The sequence below is a fragment of the Actinomadura meyerae genome, from assembly GCF_900188445.1.
Classification (GTDB): domain Bacteria; phylum Actinomycetota; class Actinomycetes; order Streptosporangiales; family Streptosporangiaceae; genus Spirillospora; species Spirillospora meyerae.
This window is the reverse complement of sequence record NZ_FZOR01000023.1, coordinates 1-22,300: the sequence shown is the minus strand read 5'-3', so window position 1 is coordinate 22,300 and position 22,300 is coordinate 1. Positions and strand designations below refer to the sequence as shown.

The following is a 22,300-nucleotide window of genomic DNA, read 5'->3' as shown; positions in this document are numbered from 1 at the left end:
CGCCATACTCTGCTTCTTCACCACCGCTCGCGCCACCACGCTCGCACCACCCCCGTTCGCGTCGCGCCGGCACGGAAAGGAGATCCACGATTCATACAGGCAACGACGGAGGCCGGGACGGGAGGAGGGCTCCGGGCCCCGAGGGCGTTACGATGCCCGCCGTGAGTCCCGAAAGCCAGGCATCCGAGGCACTGCCGTCGCGACGGCGCCGCACCCCCCGCGGCGGCCGGCACCGCGGCGACGAGTCCTTCCTGCTGCCCCCCGGTTCCCCCACGCTGGTCCTGGCCGTGCCCGGGCACGCCCGGCAGGCCGGCGCCGAGGTCGGCGCCGAGCTAGCCCGGCTCGTCGAGATAGAGCACACCGGCCAGCCCGCCTACGTCGGGCACCTGGACGGCGCCGAGGCCCCGCTGCACGGCGTCCTCGCCGGGCTGCGCCAGGAGCAGGACGAGCTCGCCGCCGTCGTGGTCCCGCTGACCACCGGCCCCGACCCGGCGCTCGACCGCGCCGTGCACGCCGCCGTCGCGGCCGCCCCCGTGCGCGCCGTCGCCGCCGAGCCGCTCGGCCCGCACCCGCTCATCGCCGAGGCGCTGCACGACCGGCTCGCCGACGCCGGCCTCGCCCGCGCCGACCGCATCCGGCTGATGACCATGGTGACCGCCGCGTCCGGCTTCATCGTCGCCACCCCCGGCGACGCGACCGCCGTACGGCAGGCCGAGGTCACCAGCGTGCTGCTCGCCTCCCGGCTCGCCGCGCCGGTCTTCACCGCCTCCCTCAACGACGAGGCGTCGGTCAAGGCCGCGGCCGAGCAGCTGCGCATGGCGGGCGCCGCGTCGATCGCAGTGGCCCCCCACGTGATCGGCACCGAACCGGAAGCGGCCCTCATCCCGCCCGCCGCCGCCAGCGTGGGCGCCGCCCACTCCGCCCCCCTCGGCGCGCACCCCGCCCTGGCCCGCCTGGCCGCACTCCGCTACGTGGAAGCTCTGTCGTCCGCACTGGCTGGTTGAGCTGTGTTTACCCAGGGGGGCGACCCCCTGGAACCCCCGTCACGAGCCGGTCGATCCTCACGCCACGGTGCCGGTGTCCTACGACCGTGCAGGCTCTCGTCGTGCCGCTGCGGTCGCCCGGCTCGGCGGGCAGGGCCGCCGCGCTCGCTAGCGCTCGCTCCGCGGCCCTACCCGTGCTGCGTCAACCCAGGGGGGCGACCCCCTGGAACCCCCGTCACGAGCCGGTCGATCCTCACGCCACGGTGCCGGTGTCCTACGACCGTGCAGGCTCTCGTCGTGTCGCTGCGGTCGCCCGGCTCGGCGGGCCGTGCGGCCTCCGGGCGCTGGGCGCCCTCCGGCCGCCCGACCCGTACCGGGGCTGGGGTTGTTGGTCTGTAGGGCTTCGCCTGACAATTGCGGCACGGGCCGGGCGGCCTTCGCTGGGCGCTTTTCGTCGTCCGGCCCGTGGCCTGTCGGGCGTCAGCGGTTCTTGAAATCGGGTGTGCGCTTCTGCAGGGTCGCGGTCATGCCCTCCGCGAGGTCCTCGCTGAAGAAGGCGAGGGTCTGGACGGCCGTCTCCGCCATGAGCTGGCGGCGCAGGCCCGGGGCGTCCAGGGACGCGTTGAGCAGTTCCTTCGTGCGGCGCAGGCCGTACGGGGACTTGGTGAGCAGCTCGTCGGCCAGGGCCTGCGCGGCCTCCTGGTCACCGCCCTCCGGGGTGATCTCGGTGATCAGGCCGAGCTCGTTCGCGCGGGTCACGTCCAGGCGCTGGGCGCGGTAGGACAGCTCCGCGGCCTTGGCCGGGCCGACCAGGCGGGGCAGCAGCCAGGACAGGCCGCAGTCGCCGGCCGACAGGCCGAGGTTCGTGAACGGGATGACGAACCGGGTCGTCGGGTCGGCGACCCGCAGGTCGCTGGCGAGCGCCCACGACACGCCCATGCCCGCGACCGGCCCGTGCAGCGCCGCGATCACCGGCTGCGGGATCTCCCGCAGCCGCGCGGTGACCTCCGCGCCGCGCGCGATGCCCCCGTAGAGCCGCTGGACGCGGCCCTCGGCGCTCTCCCCGCCCGGGTCGCCGCCCTGGATGTCCATGCCCGAGCAGAACCCGCGGCCCTCGCCGGTGAGCACGACCACGTGGGTGGACGCGTCGCGCGCCAGCTCGTTGAGGGCGTCGAGCATCTCCTCGGTCAGGGCGCCGTCGACGGCGTTCAGACGCTCCGGCCGGGACAGGGTGATCGTGACCACCCCGTCCCGCCGGTCGAGCTTGATCCCGCCCAACGGCTCAGGAGGTGAGCTGCTGGATCAGCGGGCCCATCTGCTCGCCCACGTTCCGGAACACCGTGAGCGGCTCGTTCGCGCTGATCGCCGCCCAGTTGTCCCGGACGTCCTCCACCGACAGCGTGGAGTTCTGGCCGTAGCCGGGGCCCTCCGCGACGAAGATCTTCGCGATCCGGCCGCCGCCGACGGTGTAGACCTCGCCGGAGTCCTCGTTGGACTCGTGCACCAGCCACGCGACGAGCGGCGTCACCTGGTCGACGCCGAGCTTGTCCGCGAAGTCGGCGGGCAGCAGGTCCTCGGTCATCCGCGTCCACGCCACCGGGGCGATCGCGTTGGCCTTGATGTTGTACTTCGCGCCCTCCTGGGCGAGGGTCTTGGTGAAGCCGACCAGGCCCATCTTGGCGGTGGAGTAGTTGGCCTGGCCGAAGTTGCCGAACAGGCCCGCCGGGGACGAGGTGTTCACGATCCGGCCGTAGCCCTGCTCCCGCAGGTGCGACCACGCGGCGCTGGACACCAGGAACGAGCCGCGCAGGTGGACGGCGATGACCGCGTCGAACTCCTCGACGGACATGTTCTTGAACGACTTGTCGCGCAGGATGCCCGCGTTGTTGATGACGATGTCGACCTTGCCGAACGCGTCCAGCGCGGTCTGCACGACGGCCTGCGCGCCCTCGGGGGTCGCGACGTTGTCTGGGTTCGCGACGGCCTCGCCGCCGTTCTTCTTGATCTCGTCCACGACCTCCTGGGCGGGGCCCGCGGAGGCGCCGACACCGGACCGGTCGCCGCCGAGGTCGTTGACGACGACCTTGGCGCCGCGCGCGGCGAGCTCCAGGGCGTGCCGGCGGCCGAGGCCGTGGCCGGCCCCGGTCACGACCGCGACCCGGCCGTCGTAGCGCAGTTCCGACATTCGCATCTCCCTCACATCGAGACCTGGCCACCAGACAACCATCCGGGGCCACCGAGTGGTACCACTAAACCGAATCTCGCTCGGCCGCGCCGCACCGGGGTCGTCCCCGCGTACGATGAGAGCGAGGGAAGTTGCGTTGAATGCCGCAATTCGCCGGAGCCAGCGCGTAGTCTCCAGCGAAGCCGCGAGGAGCAACGGAGGTCCCGACCCGATGATCGCCGCCGCCGCGCCGGGCACCGGCCGCCGCCCCTACCGCATCGTGCAATGGGCGACGGGCGCGATCGGACGCAGCGCGATCAGGGGCGTCCTCGACCGCGACGACATGGAGCTCGCCGGCGTCTGGGTGCACAGCCCCGCCAAGGACGGCGCCGACGCCGGGGCCCTCGCGGGCCGCGCCCCGATCGGGCTGGCCGCGACCCGCGACATCGCCGACATCCTCGCGCTGGACGCCGACTGCGTCATCTACGCCCCGAGCCCCGTGCACGACCGGTTCGCCGAGCTCGACACGATCTGCGCGCTGCTGGCGTCCGGCAAGAACCTGATCTCGCTCAGCGGGCTGGTGTACCCGCACGCCCACGGCCCCCAGTACGTCGGCGAACTGGAGCAGGCGTGCAAGCGGGGCGGGACGTCCGTGCACGGCAGCGGCATCAGCGGCGGCTTCATGGCCGACGTCATGCCGCTCGTGCTGTCGCGGCTGTCGCGCCGCATCACCCACGTCTACGCCCGCGAGTGCTCCGACTTCGCCCGGCACCCGTCGTGGCGGATGGTCCACGAGATGCTCGGCTTCGGCAAGACCGAGGAGGCGTACCAGCGCGCGCTGCGGCCGACCCGCGCGGCGATGCGCGCGCAGTTCTCCGAGAGCCTGCACCTCGTCGCGGCCGGGCTCGGCGTCGACCTCGACGAGATCGACGTGGACGCGGACTACCGGCTCGCCGGCACCGACCTCGCCACCGCCGCCGGGCCGATCCCGCGCGGCACCGTCGCCGCGGCGCGCTGGACGTTCAGCGGGATCGCCGCCGGCCGCCCCGTGATCACCGTCGAGGTGGTGCACAAGGCCGACGCCGCCCGGATGCCGGACGACTGGGGCCGCCCCGGCTACTCGCTGCGGGTGGACGGCCGCCCCGCGCTGACGCTCGCGGTCGACCAGGACTGGGCCACCGACGTGATCTCCGCCGCGTCCGCGCACGCGCTGAACTCCGTCCCCGCGGTGTGCGCCGCCGAACCCGGGATCCGCACCTACCTCGACCTGCCGATGATCAGCGGCCGGATGCACATCTGAGCCCCGCCCGCACCCGAGCCCTACGGCAGCGGCCGCGCGGGCTCGACCTCTCCCGCCCCGGCCTCCGCGGCCTCGGCGCGGGCCTCCTCCGCGGCCTCCTTGCGGCGCTTGCGGACGCTCCACACCGCCAGCCCCACGACCGCCGCCACCGCGAGCCCGATCGCGAGGCCCCGGCCCGCCAGCTTCGCCGCGTGCTCGAACGCCGCGCCCGCGAAGTAGCCGCCGAGCGTGAACGTCACCACCCAGACCACGCCGCCGATGACGTTGAACAGCAGGAACTTCGGATACGGCAGCTTCGAGCTGCCCGCCAGCGCCGGCATCAGCGCCCGCAGCAGCGCGGTGAAGCGCCCGATGAACACCGCGAACGCGCCCCGGCGGCGGATCAGGTCCTGCGCGCCCGCGACCTTCGCGCGGTGTTTTCGCATGATCTTGACGTCCAGCAGCCGCGGCCCGTACTTGCGGCCGATCTCGTAGCCGACCGAGTCGCCCGCGACCGCCGCGACCACCGCGATGATCAGCAGCACCGGCAGCGACAGCACGTCCTGGCTGGCGAGCACCCCGCCGACGACGATCGCGGTCTCGCCGGGGAACACGAACCCGACGAAGAGCGCCGCCTCGGCGAACACCAGCGCGGCGATGATCAGGTAGACCGTCGCGGGCGGCAGGCCGTCCACCAGGGCGTTGAACTGTTCGAGCATGGACCCCCGCCATCTCGTGTGCGCCTGGACAGGTCGCGGCCGTTTCGCGCCGGCCACCGACGGTTATGGTAGCCGCGGGGACACGTCCCCGAACCGGCCGTGAGGACGAGGATCCGCCCCGGCCCATCGGCTTTTCGGAGGAGGCGCCGTGAGCGTGCAGGAGGTCGAGGGAGGCCGGTTCGTCCGGCAGGCCAACCGGTTCACCGACCGGATCACCGCGGACGGCTCGTCCGGCTACCCGGCCGAGCCCGGCCGGTACCGGCTGTTCGTCTCCTACGCCTGCCCGTGGGCGCAGCGCACCCTGATCGTCCGCCGCCTCCTCGGCCTGGAGGACGCGATCAGCGTCGCCGTCGTCGACCCCATCCGGGACGAGCGGGGCTGGCGGTTCCCCGACCGCGACCCCGTGACCGGTGCGGTGTTCCTGTCCGAGCTGTACCTGTCGACGGACCCGTCCTTCCAGGGCCGCTACACCGTCCCGTGCATCTGGGACACCCGGACCGAGCGGCTGGTCACCAACGACTTCCCGAACATCACGACCACGTTCGAGACCGAGTTCACCGCCCTGCACCGGGCCGGCGCGCCCGACCTGTACCCCGAGGCGCTCCGCCCGCAGATCGACGAGCTGAACGACCTCGTCTACCGGACGGTCAACAACGGCGTCTACAAGGCGGGGTTCGCCACCTCCCAGGACGCCTACGAGGAGGCGTTCGACGCCCTCTTCGACACCCTCGACCGGCTGGAGGAGCGCCTCTCCACGAGCCGCTACCTGTTCGGCGACGCCGTCACCGAGGCCGACGTCCGGCTGTACCCGACCCTGGCCCGGTTCGACGCCGTCTACCACGGCCACTTCAAATGCAACCTGCGCCGGATCGCCGACTACCCGAACCTGTGGGGCTACGCGCGCGACCTGTACTCGATCCCCGCGTTCGGCGAGACGACGAACTTCGACCACATCAAGCGCCACTACTACGTGACGCAGCGCAACATCAACCCGTCCGGCGTGGTCCCCAAGGGCCCGGCCATCGACTGGACCGCGCCCCACGACCGGAACCGCTGACCCCGTCGCCTCGTTATGCTGGCGGATCTCCACCAATCCGCACGAAAGGCATGCCCGACCATGCGCAGCCAGTTCTTCGGCAACCTCGACCAGGGCCAGCAGCTTCCCGGCCACTTCGCGCTCCAGAACTCCAAGATGCTCCGGGTCCACCTGAACGGGGACGTCCTGGCCCGGCAGGGTTCCATGGTCGCGTTCCAGGGCCAGATGGAGTTCGACTACGAGGGCGCGGGCGGCATCGGCAAGTTCATGAAGAAGGCCCTGACCGGTGAGGGCGTCCCGCTGATGCGCGTGAAGGGGCAGGGCCTGCTGTTCGTCGCGAACGACGCGGACGACATCCACCTGTTCTACCTGGAGAACGAGGGCATCACGGTCAACGGCAAGAACATCCTCGCCTACGACTCGCACCTGCAGTCCGACATCCAGCGCGTCCAGGGCGCGGGCATCGCCGCCGGGGGCCTGTTCAACACCACGCTGCAGGGCACCGGCTGGGTGGCGCTCACCACGCACGGCACGCCCGTCATGCTCGACTGCGGCCGCGCCCCCACGTTCGCCGACGGCCAGTCCGCCGTCGCATGGAGCACCAGCCTCCAGGTGGGCGTCAACCGCACCTTCAAGGCCGGCGCGCTCATCGGCCGGGGCAGCGGTGAGGCCATGCAGCTCGCCTACCAGGGCCAGGGCTTCGTCCTGATCCAGGCCAGCGAGGGCCCCACGGTGGCCCCCCACACCCACTGACACACCCACCTGACCCGCACCACCCCAGCACCACCAACCCCAGCCACCACGGCACCACGCACAGACGGCAACCAGACCGTCCGTAACCCGAGGCGGCAGCGACCGAAACGGTGCGATCGCGTGCGAAGCCAGGTTCGAGCGAAGCGAGAACCTGATCGCGAAGCGAGCCGCAAGGCGAGCCGGAGCGATGCAGCGATCGCCGCTTCGCCCGTGGAAGGAAGGCGCGCCAGCGCCGACCGCCGAGGGCGGAGCAATCAACACAGCGATCGCGCGCCTTGCCCGCTGAAGGGAGGCGCCCCAGGCGCCGACCGCCGAGGGCAAGGCAATAAACACGGTAGCCTGGGGTGCGTCTCAGAACTCACCTGCGAGCTGCGGAAGAGGGCGATCTCCGCCGTGTCGACAGAGTCGTCGCAAACAAGTGCCGACCCAAAGATCACAGATTTCGGCGCCAACGAGTGGCTGGTCGACGAGCTGTACCAGAAGTACCTCGAAGATCCGAACTCCGTTGACGAAGCCTGGTGGAACTTCTTCGCGGACTACCAGCCGGACAGCCGGCCCGCGTCCGCGACCCCCGCGTCCCCCCAGGCGCCGACCGAGAGCGCGGCCCGCACGGCCGCGAACGGCACCGCGGCCGCTCCGCCGACACCGCAGCGCCCGGCGGCGCCGCCTTCGGCTCCCGCGAAGCCGGCGCCGAAGGCGGCGGACAAGCCCGCGCCCCCGCCGGTGCCGGCGGGCGCGGAGGAGGTCCGGCTGCGCGGTGTCGCGGCCCGGACGGCCACCAACATGGAGGCCAGCCTCGCCGTGCCGACGGCGACGAGCGTGCGGGCCGTCCCGGCGAAGCTGCTCATCGACAACCGCATCGTCATCAACAACCACCTGAAGCGCGGGCGCGGCGGCAAGGTCTCGTTCACGCACCTGATCGGGTACGCGATCGTCAAGGCGCTCGCGGCGATGCCGGAGATGAACGCCGCGTTCACCGAGGTGGACGGCAAGCCGGTGCTCATCCGGCCGGAGCACGTCAACTTCGGGCTGGCGATCGACCTGCAGAAGGGCGACGGCTCGCGGCAGCTCGTCGTGCCGAGCATCAAGGCCGCCGAGACGCTGGACTTCCGCCAGTTCTGGGCCGCCTACGAGGAGATCGTCCGCAAGGCCCGCGGCGGCAAGCTCACCCTGGAGGACTTCCAGGGCACCACGATCAGCCTGACGAACCCGGGCACGATCGGCACGGTGCACTCGGTGCCGCGGCTGATGCCGGGCCAGGGCACGATCATCGGCGTGGGCGCGATGGAGTACCCCGCCGAGTTCGCCGGCGCGTCCGGCGAGACGCTGTCGCGCATGGGGATCAGCAAGGTCATGACGCTGACCTCCACCTACGACCACCGGATCATCCAGGGCGCGCAGTCCGGCGACTTCCTGCGCCGCATCCACGAGCTGCTGCTCGGCGAGGACGGCTTCTACGACGAGATCTTCGAGGCGCTGCGCATCCCGTACGAGCCGGTGCGCTGGGTCAAGGACATCTCCGCCACGCACGAGGACGACGTCGCCAAGGTCGCCCGCGTGCACGAGCTGATCCACGCCTACCGGGTCCGCGGCCACCTGATGGCCGACACCGACCCGCTGGAGTACAAGCAGCGCCGGCACCCCGACCTCGACATCCTCAAGCACGGCCTCACCCTGTGGGACCTGGAGCGCGAGTTCGCGACGGGCGGGTTCGGCGGCAAGCCGACGATGAAGCTGCGCGACATCCTCGGCGTGCTGCGGATGGCGTACTGCCGGACGGTCGGCATCGAGTACATGCACATCCAGGACCCGGAGGAGCGCGCCTGGATCCAGGAGCGCGTGGAGGTCCCGCACGACAAGCCGTCGCGCGAGGAGCAGCTGCACGTGCTGCGCCGGCTGAACAGCGCCGAGGCGTTCGAGACGTTCCTGCAGACGAAGTTCGTCGGGCAGAAGCGGTTCTCGCTGGAGGGCGGCGAGTCGGTCATCCCGCTGCTGGACTCGGTGATCTCGGCGGCGGCGAAGGCCAGCCTGGACGAGGTCGTCATCGGGATGGCGCACCGCGGCCGGCTGAACGTGCTGGCGAACATCGTCGGCAAGTCCTACGGGCAGATCTTCGGCGAGTTCGAGGGCAACCTCGACCCGCGCAGCGCGCAGGGCTCCGGCGACGTGAAGTACCACCTCGGCGCGTCCGGCGACTTCGTGGCGAGCGACGGCTCGAAGATCCACTGCGAGCTGGTCGCGAACCCGTCCCACCTGGAGACGGTCGACCCGGTGCTGGAGGGCGTCGTCCGCGCCAAGCAGGACATCCTCGACGTCGGCGAGGCCGGCTTCACCGTGCTGCCGGTGCTGATCCACGGCGACGCCGCGTTCGCCGGGCAGGGCGTGGTGGCCGAGACGCTGAACCTGTCGCAGCTGCGCGGGTACCGCACCGGCGGCACCGTGCACGTCATCATCAACAACCAGGTCGGCTTCACCACCGCGCCGGAGTACTCGCGCTCCAGCGTCTACGCGACCGACGTCGCGCGGATGATCCAGGCGCCGATCTTCCACGTCAACGGCGACGACCCGGAGGCGTGCGCGCGGGTGGCGCGGCTGGCGTTCGAGTACCGGCAGACGTTCAAGAAGGACGTCGTCATCGACATGGTCTGCTACCGGCGGCGCGGCCACAACGAGGGCGAGAACCCCTCGTTCACGCAGCCGCTGATGTACGACCTGATCGACGCGAAGCGCTCGGTGCGCAAGCTCTACACCGAGGCGCTGATCGGCCGCGGCGACATCACGGTGGAGGAGGCCGAGCAGGCGCTCCGCGACTACCAGGAGCAGCTGGAACGGGCCTTCACCGAGACCCGGGAGGCGGTGAAGAAGCCGCTGGAGCCGGGCTCGGTCGTCAAGCCGGACGTCGAGGAGCGCATCCCGATCGACCACGGCAAGGCCGGGACGGCGATCCCGCAGGAGACCGTCAAGCGGATCATCGAGACGCAGGTCAGCCTGCCGGAGGGCTTCACCCCGCACCCGCGGCTCCAGCCGATCCTGCAGCGCCGCGCCCAGATGATCGAGGACGACGCGATCGACTGGGCGACCGGTGAGCTGCTGGCGATGGGCTCGCTGCTGATCGACGGCCGCCCGGTGCGGCTCGTCGGGCAGGACACCCGGCGCGGCACGTTCGGGCAGCGGCACGCGGTGCTCGTGGACCGCAAGACCGGCGAGGAGTACACGCCGCTCAAGCAGTTCGGGCAGGGCGTCTCGAAGTTCTACGTGCACGACTCGCTGCTCAGCGAGTACGCGGCGATGGGCTTCGAGTACGGCTACTCGATGACCCGCCCGGACGCGCTGGTCTGCTGGGAGGCGCAGTTCGGCGACTTCGCCAACGGCGCCCAGTCGGTGGTGGACGAGTACATCTCCTCCGGCGAGCAGAAGTGGGGCCAGCACTCCGGCGTCGTGCTGCTGCTGCCGCACGGCTACGAGGGCCAGGGGCCCGACCACTCGTCCGCGCGGATCGAGCGGTACCTGCAGCTGTGCGCGCAGGACAACATGACCGTGGTGTACCCGACCACGCCGGCGAACTACTTCCACCTGCTGCGCTGGCAGGTGCTGTCGGGCCGGAACAAGCCGCTGGTGGTGTTCACGCCGAAGTCGCTGCTGCGGCTGAAGGCGGCGACGTCGCCGGTCGAGAAGTTCACCGGCGGCGCGTTCGAGCCGGTGATCCCGGAGAGCGACCCGGCGATCGACCCGGCGGGCGTGAAGCGGGTGCTGCTCACCACCGGCAAGATCTACTACGACGTGGTGAAGGCCCGGCAGTCGGCGGGCGCGAACGACACCGCGGTGGTCCGGGTGGAGCGGCTGTACCCGCCGCCGGTCGACGAGATCAAGGCCGAGCTGGCCAAGTACCCGTCGGACGCCGAGGTCGTGTGGGTGCAGGACGAGCCCGCGAACATGGGCGCCTGGCCGTTCATGGCGCTGAAGCTGCCGCACCACATCGAGGGGCTGAAGATGTCGCGGGTGTCGCGCCCGGCGTCCTCGTCCCCGGCCGTGGGGTCGGCGAAGCTGCACCAGGCCGAGCAGGAGGCGCTGCTGGCGCGGCTGTTCGGCGAGCGGAAGTAGGCGGGACGACGCAGACCCGAGGGCTCCGGTGCACCGCGCCGGAGCCCTCGGCGTCCCGATGGCGGAAAGCGCGGGAGGAAGACCACCAGCCCATGTACTTCACCGATCGCGGCATCGAGGAGCTGACGGACCGGCGCGGCGCGGAGGAGGTCAGCCTGACGTGGCTGGCCGAGCGGCTCCGCGAGTTCGTCGACCTGAACCCGGAGTTCGAGACCCCGGTGGACCGCCTCGCCACCTGGCTGGCGAGGCTGGACGACCTGGACGACGATGACGACGATGACGACGATGACGACGATGACGACGATGACGACGACTGACGCATAAGGCTCGCCGCGAACACGATATGTCTTGACTTTCCGGCGACGCGACATATCGTGTTTACTGTCGATGGAGCCGGACGAAGGGCGTCGCGATGTCGCGCTGGACGATCGAGGAACCCACCTCCCTGGACTTCGACGGCGTGGTCGCGCTGCGCGTCACGCTGATCGCGGGCAGCGTGTCGGTACTCGCCTCCGACGAGCGCCCGTCCGTCATGGTCGGCGACGTCGAGGGCCCGCCGCTGATGGTCACCCACGAGGCCGGGATGCTGACCCTCACCCACGAGAAGCTGTTCGAGGGCATGCTGTCGTGGCTGCGCACCCGCAAGGCGCGCGCCGCGATCACGGTGACCGTCCCGCACGACTGCCCGGTCTCGCTGAACCTCGTGTCCGCGGACGCCGTCGTGACCGGGATGACGGCCCGCACGTCCATCAAGAGCGCCTCCGGCGACGTGACGCTGGACGGGGTGGCCGGCGCGATCGACGCCAACACCGTGTCCGGTGTGATCGAGGCGCAGGGCCTGGACGGGACGGTCTCGTTCACCTCCGTCTCCGGTGACCTGGCCCTCGCCGGCGCCACCGTCGAGCGGCTCGGCGCCCGCACGGTCAGCGGCCGCATCACCGCCGACCTCGACCTCGGCGCCGACGGCACGCTCGAGGTGAACACGGTGTCCGGGGAGGTGGCGCTGCGCGTCCCCGAGTCGACCGGCGCGCAGGTCTCGCTCAGCTCGCCCGCCGGCCGGATCAAGACGTCGTTCCCCGAACTCGGCCGGCAGGAGGGCACGCTCGCGCAGAGCGTGTCCGGCAAGCTCGGCGACGGCGGCGGCCGGCTGGCGGTCAACACCGTGTCCGGCGCCATCACCCTGCTCGGCCGCGACGACCCGGAGATCACCACCGGCCCCCGAATGGAGAAGTGAGACGTGAGCCCCGTTTTCGGCCACGGCAGGCTGCGGCTGTACCTGCTGAAGCTGCTGGAGGAGAGCCCCCGGCACGGCTACGAGGTGATCCGGCTGCTCCAGGACCGGTTCCTCGGGGTCTACTCGCCCTCCCCCGGCACGATCTACCCGCGGCTGGCCCGGCTGGAGTCCGAGGGCCTGGTCACCCACGAGGTCGTCAAGGGCAAGAAGGTGTACTCGCTGACCGACAAGGGCCGCGAGGAGCTGGAGCGCCGGATGGACGAGCTGGCCGAGCTGGAGGAGGAGATCTCCGCCTCGGCGCAGGAGTTCGCGCGCGGCGTGCAGGAGGACGTCCGGCAGACCGTCCGGACGCTGCGCGAGGAGCTGACCCAGGCCGCGCGGACGATGCGCGACCAGGGCAAGGCCACGTCCAAGGACGCGTGGAAGGAGACCACCGAGCGCCAGAAGGACGAGTGGCGCCGCCAGAAGGAGTACTGGCGCGAGCAGACGCAGGCGTGGAAGGAGGAGTGGCGGCAGAACTGGGACGACGCCTGGAAGACGGCGACCGGCACCCGCGAGGACATCGCCCGCCTCAAGCTGGAGCGCCTGCTCCGCAAGTTCGTCGAGGACGTCCGCAAGTCGGCGAAGAAGAGCGGTCTGGACGACGAGGGCCTCGCCGCCGCGCAGGCCGTCCTGGACGAGGCGCGGCAGCGGCTGCGCGACGAGGTGTTCCACCGCGGCAAGCACTGACCCGGCGGCCATGCCCCCACTGGCCACGACCTACTGGCCACGACCTACTGGCCATGCCCCGCTGGCCATGCCCCGCTGGCCACGACCCGCTGGCCGCATCGGATGGCCGTGACCGGGCCGGACCCCGGCCACGGCCTCCGGTCACGGCTCCCGGTCGCGGCTCCCGGTCACGGCTCGCGCCTCACGGCGTGAAGATGATCTTCCCGAAGAGGTCGCCCTCCGCCATGGCGGCGAACCCCTCCCGGGCCTCGCTCAGCGGCAGCGTCCGGTCGATCAGCGGCCTCGTGCCGGTCTTGACCAGGAAGCGGGCGAGCCGCTCCAGCTGCGCCCGCGTGCCCATGGTGCTGCCGACCACCGACAGCTGCAGGAAGAACACCCGGTTCAGCTCCGCCGGCGGCACCTGGCCGCTGGTGGCGCCGGACACCACGATCCGGCCGCCCGGCCGCAGCGACTTCAGCGAGTGCGACCAGGTCGCCTGCCCGACGGTCTCGATGACGGCGTCCACCCGCTCCGGCAGCCGCGCGCCCGTCTCGAACACGGCGTCCGCGCCGAGCTCCTGCGCCCGCTTGCGCTTGGCCTCGCTCCGGCTCGTCGCGTAGACCCGGTACCCGGCGGCGGACGCCAGCGCGATCGCGGCCGTCGCGACCCCGCCGCCGGCGCCCTGCACCAGCACCGACGAGCCGGGCTGGAGCTCCGCCTTGTCGAACAGCATCCGGTAGGCGGTCAGCCAGGCCGTCGGCAGGCAGGCCGCCTCCTCGAACGACAGCTCGGCGGGCTTGGGGACGAGGTTGCGGCGCGGCACCGCGACCTTCTCCGCGAGCGTCCCCTGGTGGACCTCCGACAGCAGCGACCGCTTCGGGTCGAGGGTCTCGTCGCCGCCGCCCCGCTCCGGATCGCCGATCACCGAGTGGACGATGACCTCGTTGCCGTCCTCGTCCACCCCGGCCGCGTCGCAGCCGAGGATCATCGGGAGCCGGTCGGCGGGCAGGCCGACGCCCTTCAGCGACCACAGGTCGTGGTGGTTGAGCGCGGCGGCCTTCACCGTGACGGTCGTCCAGCCGTCCGGTACCTCGGGTTCGGGCCGCTCCCCCAGCGTCAGCCCGTTCAGCGGATTGTCTGCGTCGATCTGCGTGGCCGTGACAGCGAACATGAACCGACACTAGCCGTGCCGGGCCGCGGCTCCGCCAGCGGGGCCCGCCGCCCCTTCCGGAGGGACGGGCGCTCCGCGACAATGCGCCCATGCGATTGCGAACGCTGCTCCTCACGGGCCTGGTGCTCACATCGGCCTGCACCGGCCAGGCGGACGGCGGCGACCGTCCCACCGCGGCGCCGTCCCCGGAACGCCCCGCCGCGTCACCGTCGCGTCCCGCGGCCGCGCCGGGCAGCCTCGCCAACCCGCGGGTCATGAACTGCGCGAACCGCAACGCCTCGTTCCCCGGGGAGCGCTCCGGTCCCGTCAAGACCGGCCCGGACGATCTGGTCGTGGAGCCGCTGATCATCCCGGGCCTGCGCGGCTGGGCGGACGCCGACCCCGCCGGTCACGGCTCCGGCGGCCGGTACAAGGTGGGCGTGGTGGTGCGCGCCGGGAAGACGGCCACGCTGTCGGTCCCGGACGAGTACCGGGAGGCCGCGGGCCTCCTCTACGCCGACGCCGCGAGCGCCGCCCGCACCCCGGCGGAGGCCGACCACGCGATCACGTTCAGCGCGTGCCCCGGCCACGACACGCCGTTCCCCGGCTTCCTGTTCGTGCCCCGGCGACAGCGCGTCCCGCTGCTCGTCCAGCCCGAGGGAGGGGAGCCGACCCGCGAAGTGGTGTCGTTCTTCGCGGGCGGCTGAACCGCGCCGAGGCCGCAACAGCGCCCATCTCCAACGGGGAGCTAGAGCACCTTGGAGAGGAAGTCCTGGGTGCGGGGGTGCTGCGGGTTGGTCAGGACGTCGCGGGGCGTGCCCTCCTCGACGACCACGCCGCCGTCCATGAAGACCAGGGAGTCCCCGACCTCGCGGGCGAACCCCATCTCGTGGGTGACCACGACCATGGTCATACCGTCGAGCGCGAGCTGCTTCATCGTCTCCAGCACCTCGCCGACGAGCTCGGGGTCCAGCGCGGACGTCGGCTCGTCGAACAGCATCAGCGCGGGCTCCATGGCCAGCGCCCGCGCGATCGCGACCCGCTGCTGCTGCCCGCCGGACAGCTGCGCCGGGTAGCTCTGCGCTTTGTCGGCGAGGCCGACGCGCTCGAGCAGTTCGAGGGCCTGCCGCTTGACCTGGTCCTTCGGAAGCTTCTTGACCCACATCGGGGCGCCCATGACGTTGTCCAGCGCCGTCTTGTGGGGGAAGAGGTTGAAGCGCTGGAACACCATGCCGATCTCGCGGCGCTGCGCGGCCACCTCCTTGTCGCGCAGCTCGTAGAGCTTGCCGCCGGACTCGCGGTAGCCGACCAGGTGGCCGTTCACCCACAGCCTGCCCGCGTTGATCTTCTCCAGGTGGTTGATGCAGCGCAGGAACGTCGACTTGCCCGACCCGGACGGCCCCACGACGCACATCACCTCGCCCTGCCGCACCTCCAGGTCGATGCCCTTCAGCACCTCCAGGCGGCCGAAGGACTTGTGCACGTTCTCGGCCTTGACCATCAGGCCGCCGCTCTCGGGCGCCCGGTCGGGCTCCGTGGAGAGGGAGCTGCTCACGATGTCCTTCCCTCCGCTCACTGGCCGCCGCCTCCGCCCCGGAAGCGGCGCCTGGGCTCGCGCGACACCGCCCTGCCGACCCCGCGGCTGAAGTGGCGCTCCAGGTAGTGCTGGCCCACCATCATCAGCGAGGACAGCAGCAGGTACCACAGGCACGCCATCACCAGCATCGGAATGATCTTGTAGGTGCTGGCGTAGATGGTCTGCGCGGTGAACGTCAGTTCGGAGAACGGGATCGCCGCGACCAGCGAGGTGTTCTTCATCATGGAGAGCGCCTCGTTGCCGGTCGGCGGGATGATGACCCGCATCGCCTGCGGCAGCACGATCCGCCCCATGGTCTGCATCCGGGACATGCCGAGCGCGCTCGCCGCCTCCTGCTGCCCCTCGTCCACCGACAGGATCCCGGCCCGGATGATCTCCGCCATGTAGGCGGCCTCGTTGAGGATGAGCCCGAGCCCCGCGGCGATCATGGCGGTGACGAGCGACTGCGTCTGCCAGGTGTGGAACTCCGGCCCGAACGGGATGCCGATACCGACGGTCGGGAACAGCGACCCGATCGCGCCCCAGACGAGCAACTGCGTGTACAGCGGCGTCCCGCGGAAGAACCACAGGTAGAACCAGGACGAGCCGCGCAGCAGCGGGTTGGGCGACAGCCGCATCAGCGCGAGGACGGTGCCGATCAGCACGCCGCCCAGCATCGCGGCCAGCGTGAGCAGGATCGTGTTGCGGACGCCCTTCAGCACCGCGATGGAGAAGATGTACTTCCGCTGCTCCGCCCAGTCCAGCGCGTCGCTGGTGAACAGGAAGTGGACGAACATCGCGATCAGTACGAGCACGACCGCCGCGGCGGCCCAGCGGCCGGGATGACGGACGGGGACGGCCCGGATCGCCTCGGGCCGTCCCTTCTCGACGTCGGTGTCGACCGTCATTCGATCAGCTCTGCGCCGCGTTGATCGCCGGCTCGGTGATCGCGCCGCTCTCCACGCCGTTGTCGGTGAGGATCTTCTTGTAGGTGCCGTCGGCGATGAGCGCCTTCAGCGCGGCCTGCACGGCCTCCTTGAACTGGCCGGAGTTCTTGCCGAAGGTGTAGCCGTAGGGCGCGGTGTCGTAGACCTGGCCGATGATCTCCAGCTTGCCGGTCGTCTTGGCCGCGCCGCCGACGATCGGCGAGTCCGCCGCCATCGCGTCGATCTTGCCGGCGACCAGGTCGTTGTTGACCTCGGTCTGCTGCTTGCGGACGACCTGCTTGATGGCCGGCTTGCCCGCGTCGGTGCACTTCTTGCTGCGCGCCGTGAGGTCGTCGACCTGCACCGTGCCCTGCTGGACGCCGATGCTCTTGCCGCAGGCGTCGTCGGGGTTGACGCCCTTGGGGTTGCCCTTCAGCGCCGCCCAGGCCGTCCCCGCCGAGTAGTAGGTGACGAAGTCGACGGCCTGCTCGCGCTCCTTGGTGTCGGTGAAGGAGGAGACACCGGCCTCGTACTTGCCGGACTGGACGCCCGGGATGATCGTGTCGAAGCCCGCGTTGTGGTACTCGGTCTTCAGGCCGAGCTTGGCCGCGACGGCGTCGAACAGCTGGATGTCCCAGCCGACGATCTTCTGCGACGCCGGGTCGACCGACTCGTTGGGCGGGTAGGACGCGTCGGTGCCGATGGAGATCTTGCCGTCGCTCTTGATGGCGTCCGGGACCATGGCCGCGAGCTTGCTGTCCGCGCTCGTGTTCGCGGCCGCGCCGGAGTCGCCGGAGTCGTCACTGTCGCCGCATGCGGACAGGGCGAGCGCGCCGCCCAGCACGAGCGCGCTCGCCGCGACAAGGCGACGGCGCAGAGAACCGGTGGTCACTGGTCCCCCTCCAGATCGTTTCGTCGGATCCGTGTAGATCCGAAGGTCAGGTGCACAGTTTGGCGTACAACCCCCCTGATCTGGATAAAGGGTGCGAAACAATCACGCAACGAGGTAGCGCCCAAAGGGCATGTCCACCCCTTCTCCGCCCACGGTGTGCTACCAGGGCGCTACATGTGGCAACCGTCACGTGACGGTCAACACCCACCCCGGCCACCGGGCGGCCGGGACCCCGTGTGGCACAATCGGACAACGGGTGACCCCCGTACGTCGCGAGATGACCACCAGGTGAGGCCACCACACACCACCACCGCGGCGGCATCACAAGAAAGCCAACTTTCACTGACAGGGGTCGCTGTGGCTGCTCAGCCCATTCCCACCGAACCGCCCTCGCTGGAGGACGATCCGGCCTTCCCGCTGCACCGCGGCGGGAAGCTGGAGATGCGGTCGACCATCCCGGTCCGGAACAAGGACGATCTTTCGCTCGCGTACACCCCGGGCGTCGCCCGGGTGTGCACCGCCATCGCCGACAACCCCGACCTGGCCTACGACTACACCTGGACGTCCAAGGTCGTCGCCGTCGTCACCGACGGCACCGCCGTGCTCGGCCTCGGCGACATCGGCCCCGCCGCGTCCATGCCGGTCATGGAGGGCAAGTCCCTGCTGTTCAAGGAGTTCGCCGACGTCGACTCGGTGCCGATCGCGCTGAGCTGCACCGACGTGGACGAGATCGTCGACACCGTGACCCGGATGGCGCCGAGCTTCGGCGGCATCAACCTGGAGGACATCAGCGCCCCCCGCTGCTTCGAGATCGAGGACCGGCTGCGCGCCGCGCTCGACATCCCCGTCTTCCACGACGACCAGCACGGCACCGCGATCGTCGCGCTCGCCGCGCTGAAGAACGCGGCCCGCTTCGTCGGCAAGCCGCTGTCGGAGCTGCGCGCGGTCGTCGCCGGCGCCGGCGCGTCCGGCATCGCCGTCTCCAAGATGCTGATCGAGGGCGGCATCGGCGACATCGCGCTGTCCGACAGCAAGGGCCTCATCCACGAGGGCCGCGACGGCCTCAACCCGGTGAAGGAGCGCATCGCCGCGATCACGAACCGGTCGCACCTCAAGGGCTCCACCGAGGAGGCGCTGCGCGGCGCCGACGTGTTCATCGGCCTGTCCGGCAGCACCGTCCACGAGTCGTGCGTCGCCACGATGTCGGAGAACGCGATCGTGTTCGCGCTCTCCAACCCGACCCCCGAGGTCCACCCCGAGGTCGCCCGCCGGCACGCCAAGGTCGTCGCGACCGGCCGCAGCGACTTCCCGAACCAGATCAACAACGTGCTGGCGTTCCCGGGCATCTTCCGCGGCGCGCTGGACGTCCGCGCCCACAGCATCACCGAGGGCATGAAGCTGGCCGCGGCGAACGCCCTGGCCGACATCGTCGGCGACGACCTGAACGCCGACTACATCATCCCGAACCCCTTCGACGACCGGGTCGCCCCGGCCGTCACCGCCGCGGTCGCCGACCAGGCCCGCCGCGAGGGCGTCAACCGCATCTGAGGCAGTCCCGGGGCCCGCGCTCCCACCCAGAGCAAAGGCCCCGGGCCGTCATGGCGTCTCCGCCCCGGCACCGTCGACCGCCCCCGACACGAACGCACGGGCTTGCCTCCCGTACTCCGCCGCCTGCTCCCGCACGGCCTCGCACCCCTCGACACGCAGGCCGTCCAGCCGGGCCCTGTGCCCGACGGCCCCAGTGGACCAGGCGGAAGCCGGCATGCCCTCCGCTGTGATCGTCCCCTCGCCCTCCAGCGGCACCGAGATCCGTGGCTGTCGGGACACCATGAACCGAGCAAGCAGAGGACACCGGACACCCGCACGCCAACAATGGATCCGGGACGCAGAAGGAGGTGACCGTGTCCACTCTGCACCGGTCTCGGGTAGCCGCGAACAGGGCCGACTTCATCCCGGAGCGGATCTGGATACGGCCCGAGGGCGAGCAACTCCAGCCGCTCGATCGTGCGGACGATCCGGAGCTGTGGGCGGAGCACGTCGCAGGCGAGGAGTCGGTGGTCACCCAGGTCGACCAGGACGCGAACGGCCTGCTCTGGCCGACCTCCTCGTCCTCGGCCCTCCCCGTAATGCGGTAGATGATCGACGCTGCGGAGTTGAACAGGGCGTCCCCGAGCGGGCGCCCCTCGACCGGGTGATCGTGACGGCGGCGGCCCGCACGGTCCCCTACACGTGGGTCGAGCAGACTCGCGACGGAGGCCGCATCGTGCTCCCCTACTCGGGCCCCGAATGCCCGGGCGCGCTCCTGATGCTCACGGTCACAAAAGGAACCGCCACCGGACGCGCGGCAGGCGCCACGTTCTTAATGCCGCTGCGAGATCAGAAGCAGCCGCAATCAGTGCTCCGCGCAGAGCGCGCGCCCGACGCACTTCGCAGGCTCCGCATCACCGTCACCCGAACCGGCCAGAACGTCTTCCTGGCTCCCAGCACCTAGACCATGCCCCGAAACCCGCAGGGATTTCGGGGCTGCACGCGTCCTCGATCACGGCCCCGGCGACAGCCAGACCAACGCCGCGGACGTCCGATCTGAGGCGCTCTCCGGGGTGAGCCAGCGCCCGAACCCCCGCCCGCTCAGCGGCACGGTGGCGGCGGAACCGTCCGGCAGAGCGATCCCGTAGGCCAGGATCTCCTCCACGGCCGTATCGTCCTCACCCGACTCGTCGCGCACCAGCGCGAACAGCCGGGGCGCCACCCCACCGCCGAGCGCCACGGCCCACTCCGCCACCTCCGCGTGGTAGACAGGCGTTAGTTCGGATTCGTGGACGTCATCCATCCGGATACTCCCTTCCGAGCCCCGGGCCGGGACGGACGTGCCGCCAAGCGTTGATCCGTCCCGGCCTCTAAGATCAAAGATCTTTGCGACTCTCCGCATCGAACCTTGCACTCTGCGTATAATGTCACTGCGCCAAGCTTGTGACAAGTTGCCTGTGGCAGTTTGCTCTTGATCTTTTCGATGCCGGAGAGGACATACGCGATGGCGGGCACACCTCGGGCGGGAACCCTGCGCTCCCAATGGCTAGGCCAGCAACTCCGCGAATTGCGCGACAGCAAAGGCGTCCTACTCAAGGACGCCGCCGAGTACCTGCAACGTGACACCGGGACCGTCAGCCGGTACGAGACGGGTTTCTACCCCATACGGCGGCCCGACCTGCTCGCCCTTCTCGATCTCTACGGCGTCTCGGATCCGACTCTCCGCCAGAAGCTTCTCAACCTCAGCAAAGACGTATGGCAGAAAGGCTGGTGGGACGGCTACGCGGGCGACGTGACCGGATCTTTGATCGATTACGTCTGGCTCGAGTCACGCGCCTGCCACATCCGCTCATATGCATCAGTCGTCGTGCCCGGCCTGCTGCAAACGCCTGCTTACGCCGAGCGTGCGATCCGTCTGGACGAGCCCAATGCCACTCCCGAGCAGGTGCGGCGCTGGCACGAGCTCCGCATGACTCGCCAGCAGATACTGCACAGGGAGGACCCGCCAAAGCTTTCCGTGATCCTCGACGAGTCGGTGCTCAGGCGAAGGATAGGGGCGCGGGACGTCATGAAGGGTCAACTCGCCCTGCTCACGGAGCTTGCGGCCCTGCCCACGGTCGAGATCAGGGTGCTTCCACTCTCGGCCGGGGCACTGGCGAGCGTCTACGGATCCTTCGAGATCTTCCAGATGCCGGAGCCGTTCCCGGAGGTCGCCTACACAGAAACTCTGGCGGGCGCCATCTACACTGAGGCACCCGACATATGCCGATTCATCCGTGCTTACGATGGTCATCGAGCTATGGCTCTCGAGCCAGCCGAATCCATCGAGGTGATCTCGGCGATCGGAGAGGACGAAACGTGAACACATCTGACCCCCAGGGCGCCCTCGGGCCGCAGGAGCGATCCCACATCGCGTGGCACATCAGCAGCTTCAGCCCCAACGGCGGCGGGAACTGCGTCGAGGCCGGGCCACTTGCGGACGGGACCGACCGCGTCGCCGTCCGACACAGCCACCGCCCCGACGCCGAAGTCATCATCTACACCCGCGCCGAATGGGAAGCCTTCCTCGCCGGCGTCCGCAACAACGAATTCGACTTCTTCACTACATGACAGGGCACAGCCATGCCTGAACCCGAGCGTCCCCCTGGAGCGCGGGAGCGATCCCGCGTCGCCTGGCACATCAGCAGCTACAGCCCCAATAATGGCGGGAACTGCGTCGAGGCCGGGCCACTTGCGGACGGGACCGACCGCGTCGCCGTCCGACACAGCCACCGCCCCGACGCCGAAGTCATCATCTACACCCGCACCGAATGGGAAGCCTTCCTCGCCGGCGTCCGCAACAACGAATTCGACTTCTTCGACTAGTGTTCTGCGCCCGCTTGCCGGTGCTCGATGAACCTCGTGCGCCACTTGGTGACCCGCCGACGGCGAGACGCCCGGCTCGGCCACATGCGCTTGAAGCACACCCGGGCTGAGCGCAAGCCAGCACGATCCAGCACCGCAATGCATACGCCTGTGTCCAGGCCACCGCCCGCACCCCACGCTCCGACTCCGCCCGCTCGACCGAGGTCACCGGCACGACCCCTTCGGTTCCACCTCACCCCGCCACGGCTCAGCACAGATTTACTTAACGGGTTCAAATGCAGAACACCAGCGCGTGTTCTGTTGTTGGTCCTGGTTGCGGTGGTCTTTTACCGGAATGGTGTGGTTGCTGCTGGTGGTCGGTTGCGGTGGCCTCTGGCGGGCGGGTGC

At 70.5% G+C, this 22,300-nt stretch carries 23 protein-coding genes; 15 read left to right on the top strand and 8 right to left on the bottom strand.

Going from position 1 to position 22,300, the window contains the following annotated elements:
• Window positions 1–161 precede the first annotated feature (161 nt).
• A complete protein-coding gene (locus CHF16_RS22620; RefSeq protein WP_143228093.1) occupies window positions 162–1,004 on the top strand; it encodes a sirohydrochlorin chelatase in 843 nt (280 codons plus the stop codon).
• Window positions 1,005–1,463: 459 nt separating this feature from the next.
• Here the strand turns inward: CHF16_RS22620 and CHF16_RS22615 are convergent, their stop codons facing one another.
• Window positions 1,464–2,261, bottom strand: coding sequence for an enoyl-CoA hydratase/isomerase family protein (locus CHF16_RS22615; RefSeq protein ID WP_089328109.1), 798 nt, complete (start codon window positions 2,259–2,261; stop codon window positions 1,464–1,466).
• 4 nt (window positions 2,262–2,265) lie between these two features.
• Window positions 2,266–3,168, bottom strand: coding sequence for an SDR family oxidoreductase (locus tag CHF16_RS22610; RefSeq protein ID WP_089328108.1), 903 nt, complete (start codon window positions 3,166–3,168; stop codon window positions 2,266–2,268).
• Between the two features lie 211 nt (window positions 3,169–3,379).
• On the opposite strand from CHF16_RS22610, the gene CHF16_RS22605 reads away from it, so the two are divergent.
• Entirely contained in the window at window positions 3,380–4,447 is a 1,068-nt protein-coding gene (locus CHF16_RS22605) for an NAD(P)H-dependent amine dehydrogenase family protein (RefSeq protein WP_089328107.1), read from the top strand.
• Between the two features lie 20 nt (window positions 4,448–4,467).
• On the opposite strand, the gene CHF16_RS22600 is transcribed toward CHF16_RS22605, so the two are convergent.
• Window positions 4,468–5,145 (bottom strand): DedA family protein, encoded by a 678-nt coding sequence (locus tag CHF16_RS22600; protein ID WP_089328106.1) that lies wholly within the window; start codon window positions 5,143–5,145, stop codon window positions 4,468–4,470.
• A gap of 148 nt (window positions 5,146–5,293) precedes the next feature.
• Here CHF16_RS22600 and CHF16_RS22595 point away from each other — a divergent pair, with 148 nt between their 5' ends.
• The 6 genes from CHF16_RS22595 (at window position 5,294) to CHF16_RS22570 (ending at window position 12,998) form a co-directional block, all read left to right on the top strand.
• Window positions 5,294–6,202, top strand: a complete 909-nt coding sequence (locus tag CHF16_RS22595; protein WP_089328105.1) for a glutathione S-transferase family protein — start codon at window positions 5,294–5,296, stop codon at window positions 6,200–6,202.
• A gap of 60 nt (window positions 6,203–6,262) precedes the next feature.
• The gene (locus CHF16_RS22590; protein WP_089328104.1) at window positions 6,263–6,934 is read left to right on the top strand and encodes an AIM24 family protein; all 672 of its coding nucleotides are present in this window, start codon (window positions 6,263–6,265) and stop codon (window positions 6,932–6,934) included.
• Between the two features lie 393 nt (window positions 6,935–7,327).
• On the top strand, window positions 7,328–11,035 hold the full coding sequence (locus CHF16_RS22585) for a multifunctional oxoglutarate decarboxylase/oxoglutarate dehydrogenase thiamine pyrophosphate-binding subunit/dihydrolipoyllysine-residue succinyltransferase subunit (protein ID WP_089328103.1): 3,708 nt from the start codon (window positions 7,328–7,330) through the stop codon (window positions 11,033–11,035).
• A 92-nt stretch (window positions 11,036–11,127) separates the two neighbouring features.
• On the top strand, window positions 11,128–11,352 hold the full coding sequence (locus tag CHF16_RS22580; RefSeq protein ID WP_089328102.1) for a DUF6104 family protein: 225 nt from the start codon (window positions 11,128–11,130) through the stop codon (window positions 11,350–11,352).
• Between the two features lie 95 nt (window positions 11,353–11,447).
• Window positions 11,448–12,269 (top strand): DUF4097 family beta strand repeat-containing protein, encoded by an 822-nt coding sequence (locus tag CHF16_RS22575; RefSeq protein WP_089328101.1) that lies wholly within the window; start codon window positions 11,448–11,450, stop codon window positions 12,267–12,269.
• 3 nt (window positions 12,270–12,272) lie between these two features.
• A complete protein-coding gene (locus tag CHF16_RS22570; protein ID WP_089328100.1) occupies window positions 12,273–12,998 on the top strand; it encodes a PadR family transcriptional regulator in 726 nt (241 codons plus the stop codon).
• Between the two features lie 181 nt (window positions 12,999–13,179).
• Here the strand turns inward: CHF16_RS22570 and CHF16_RS22565 are convergent, their stop codons facing one another.
• Window positions 13,180–14,148: a zinc-binding dehydrogenase gene (locus CHF16_RS22565; protein ID WP_089328099.1), complete on the bottom strand. Its 969-nt coding sequence runs from the start codon at window positions 14,146–14,148 to the stop codon at window positions 13,180–13,182.
• Window positions 14,149–14,237: 89 nt separating this feature from the next.
• Between CHF16_RS22565 and CHF16_RS22560 the strand changes: the two genes are divergently transcribed.
• A complete protein-coding gene (locus tag CHF16_RS22560; protein ID WP_143228092.1) occupies window positions 14,238–14,834 on the top strand; it encodes a hypothetical protein in 597 nt (198 codons plus the stop codon).
• A 41-nt stretch (window positions 14,835–14,875) separates the two neighbouring features.
• Here CHF16_RS22560 and CHF16_RS22555 read toward each other — a convergent pair whose 3' ends face one another.
• The 3 genes from CHF16_RS22555 to CHF16_RS22545 form a co-directional block, all read right to left on the bottom strand.
• Window positions 14,876–15,628 carry an amino acid ABC transporter ATP-binding protein gene (locus CHF16_RS22555; RefSeq protein WP_089328200.1) on the bottom strand — a complete coding sequence of 251 codons (753 nt, stop codon included), beginning with the start codon at window positions 15,626–15,628 and terminating at the stop codon, window positions 14,876–14,878.
• A gap of 71 nt (window positions 15,629–15,699) precedes the next feature.
• Window positions 15,700–16,611: an amino acid ABC transporter permease gene (locus tag CHF16_RS22550; protein ID WP_089328097.1), complete on the bottom strand. Its 912-nt coding sequence runs from the start codon at window positions 16,609–16,611 to the stop codon at window positions 15,700–15,702.
• Window positions 16,612–16,615: 4 nt separating this feature from the next.
• Window positions 16,616–17,521: an ABC transporter substrate-binding protein gene (locus CHF16_RS22545; RefSeq protein ID WP_089328096.1), complete on the bottom strand. Its 906-nt coding sequence runs from the start codon at window positions 17,519–17,521 to the stop codon at window positions 16,616–16,618.
• Between the two features lie 357 nt (window positions 17,522–17,878).
• On the opposite strand from CHF16_RS22545, the gene CHF16_RS22540 reads away from it, so the two are divergent.
• From CHF16_RS22540 to CHF16_RS42205, 3 genes are all read left to right on the top strand, one after another.
• Entirely contained in the window at window positions 17,879–19,069 is a 1,191-nt protein-coding gene (locus CHF16_RS22540) for an NAD(P)-dependent malic enzyme (protein WP_089328095.1), read from the top strand.
• Window positions 19,070–19,422: 353 nt separating this feature from the next.
• Window positions 19,423–19,656 (top strand): hypothetical protein, encoded by a 234-nt coding sequence (locus tag CHF16_RS41495; RefSeq protein ID WP_245869029.1) that lies wholly within the window; start codon window positions 19,423–19,425, stop codon window positions 19,654–19,656.
• Window positions 19,545–20,012, top strand: a complete 468-nt coding sequence (locus tag CHF16_RS42205; protein ID WP_425427505.1) for a hypothetical protein — start codon at window positions 19,545–19,547, stop codon at window positions 20,010–20,012. The genes CHF16_RS41495 and CHF16_RS42205 overlap by 112 nt, the downstream gene beginning before the upstream one ends.
• A gap of 48 nt (window positions 20,013–20,060) precedes the next feature.
• Here CHF16_RS42205 and CHF16_RS22530 read toward each other — a convergent pair whose 3' ends face one another.
• Complete coding sequence (locus CHF16_RS22530) at window positions 20,061–20,351, bottom strand: hypothetical protein (protein WP_089328094.1); 291 nt, start codon at window positions 20,349–20,351, stop codon at window positions 20,061–20,063.
• 201 nt (window positions 20,352–20,552) lie between these two features.
• Here CHF16_RS22530 and CHF16_RS22525 point away from each other — a divergent pair, with 201 nt between their 5' ends.
• Genes CHF16_RS22525 through CHF16_RS22515 form a run of 3 tightly spaced genes read left to right on the top strand, consistent with a single transcriptional unit; the run spans window position 20,553 to window position 21,913 of the window.
• The gene (locus CHF16_RS22525; protein WP_089328198.1) at window positions 20,553–21,410 is read left to right on the top strand and encodes a helix-turn-helix domain-containing protein; all 858 of its coding nucleotides are present in this window, start codon (window positions 20,553–20,555) and stop codon (window positions 21,408–21,410) included.
• A complete protein-coding gene (locus CHF16_RS22520; protein WP_245869026.1) occupies window positions 21,407–21,658 on the top strand; it encodes a DUF397 domain-containing protein in 252 nt (83 codons plus the stop codon). Before CHF16_RS22525 ends, CHF16_RS22520 begins: the two co-directional genes overlap by 4 nt.
• Before the next feature lie 12 nt (window positions 21,659–21,670).
• The gene (locus CHF16_RS22515) at window positions 21,671–21,913 is read left to right on the top strand and encodes a DUF397 domain-containing protein (protein WP_089328092.1); all 243 of its coding nucleotides are present in this window, start codon (window positions 21,671–21,673) and stop codon (window positions 21,911–21,913) included.
• Window positions 21,914–22,300 lie beyond the last annotated feature (387 nt).

Bases quoted from the DNA above. Each gene is read 5' to 3' on its own strand.
- CHF16_RS22560 (WP_143228092.1), top strand. From the start codon at position 14,238: ATGCGATTGCGAACGCTGCTCCTCACGGGCCTGGTGCTCACATCGGCC.
- CHF16_RS22575 (WP_089328101.1), top strand. From the start codon at position 11,448: ATGTCGCGCTGGACGATCGAGGAACCCACCTCCCTGGACTTCGACGGC.
- CHF16_RS22605 (WP_089328107.1), top strand. From the start codon at position 3,380: ATGATCGCCGCCGCCGCGCCGGGCACCGGCCGCCGCCCCTACCGCATC.
- CHF16_RS22610 (WP_089328108.1), bottom strand. From the start codon at position 3,168: ATGTCGGAACTGCGCTACGACGGCCGGGTCGCGGTCGTGACCGGGGCC.
- CHF16_RS22565 (WP_089328099.1), bottom strand. From the start codon at position 14,148: ATGTTCGCTGTCACGGCCACGCAGATCGACGCAGACAATCCGCTGAAC.
- CHF16_RS22525 (WP_089328198.1), top strand. From the start codon at position 20,553: ATGGCGGGCACACCTCGGGCGGGAACCCTGCGCTCCCAATGGCTAGGC.
- CHF16_RS22600 (WP_089328106.1), bottom strand. From the start codon at position 5,145: ATGCTCGAACAGTTCAACGCCCTGGTGGACGGCCTGCCGCCCGCGACG.
- CHF16_RS22550 (WP_089328097.1), bottom strand. From the start codon at position 16,611: ATGACGGTCGACACCGACGTCGAGAAGGGACGGCCCGAGGCGATCCGG.
- CHF16_RS22530 (WP_089328094.1), bottom strand. From the start codon at position 20,351: ATGGATGACGTCCACGAATCCGAACTAACGCCTGTCTACCACGCGGAG.
- CHF16_RS22555 (WP_089328200.1), bottom strand. From the start codon at position 15,628: ATGGTCAAGGCCGAGAACGTGCACAAGTCCTTCGGCCGCCTGGAGGTG.
- CHF16_RS22515 (WP_089328092.1), top strand. From the start codon at position 21,671: ATGCCTGAACCCGAGCGTCCCCCTGGAGCGCGGGAGCGATCCCGCGTC.
- CHF16_RS22590 (WP_089328104.1), top strand. From the start codon at position 6,263: ATGCGCAGCCAGTTCTTCGGCAACCTCGACCAGGGCCAGCAGCTTCCC.
- CHF16_RS22580 (WP_089328102.1), top strand. From the start codon at position 11,128: ATGTACTTCACCGATCGCGGCATCGAGGAGCTGACGGACCGGCGCGGC.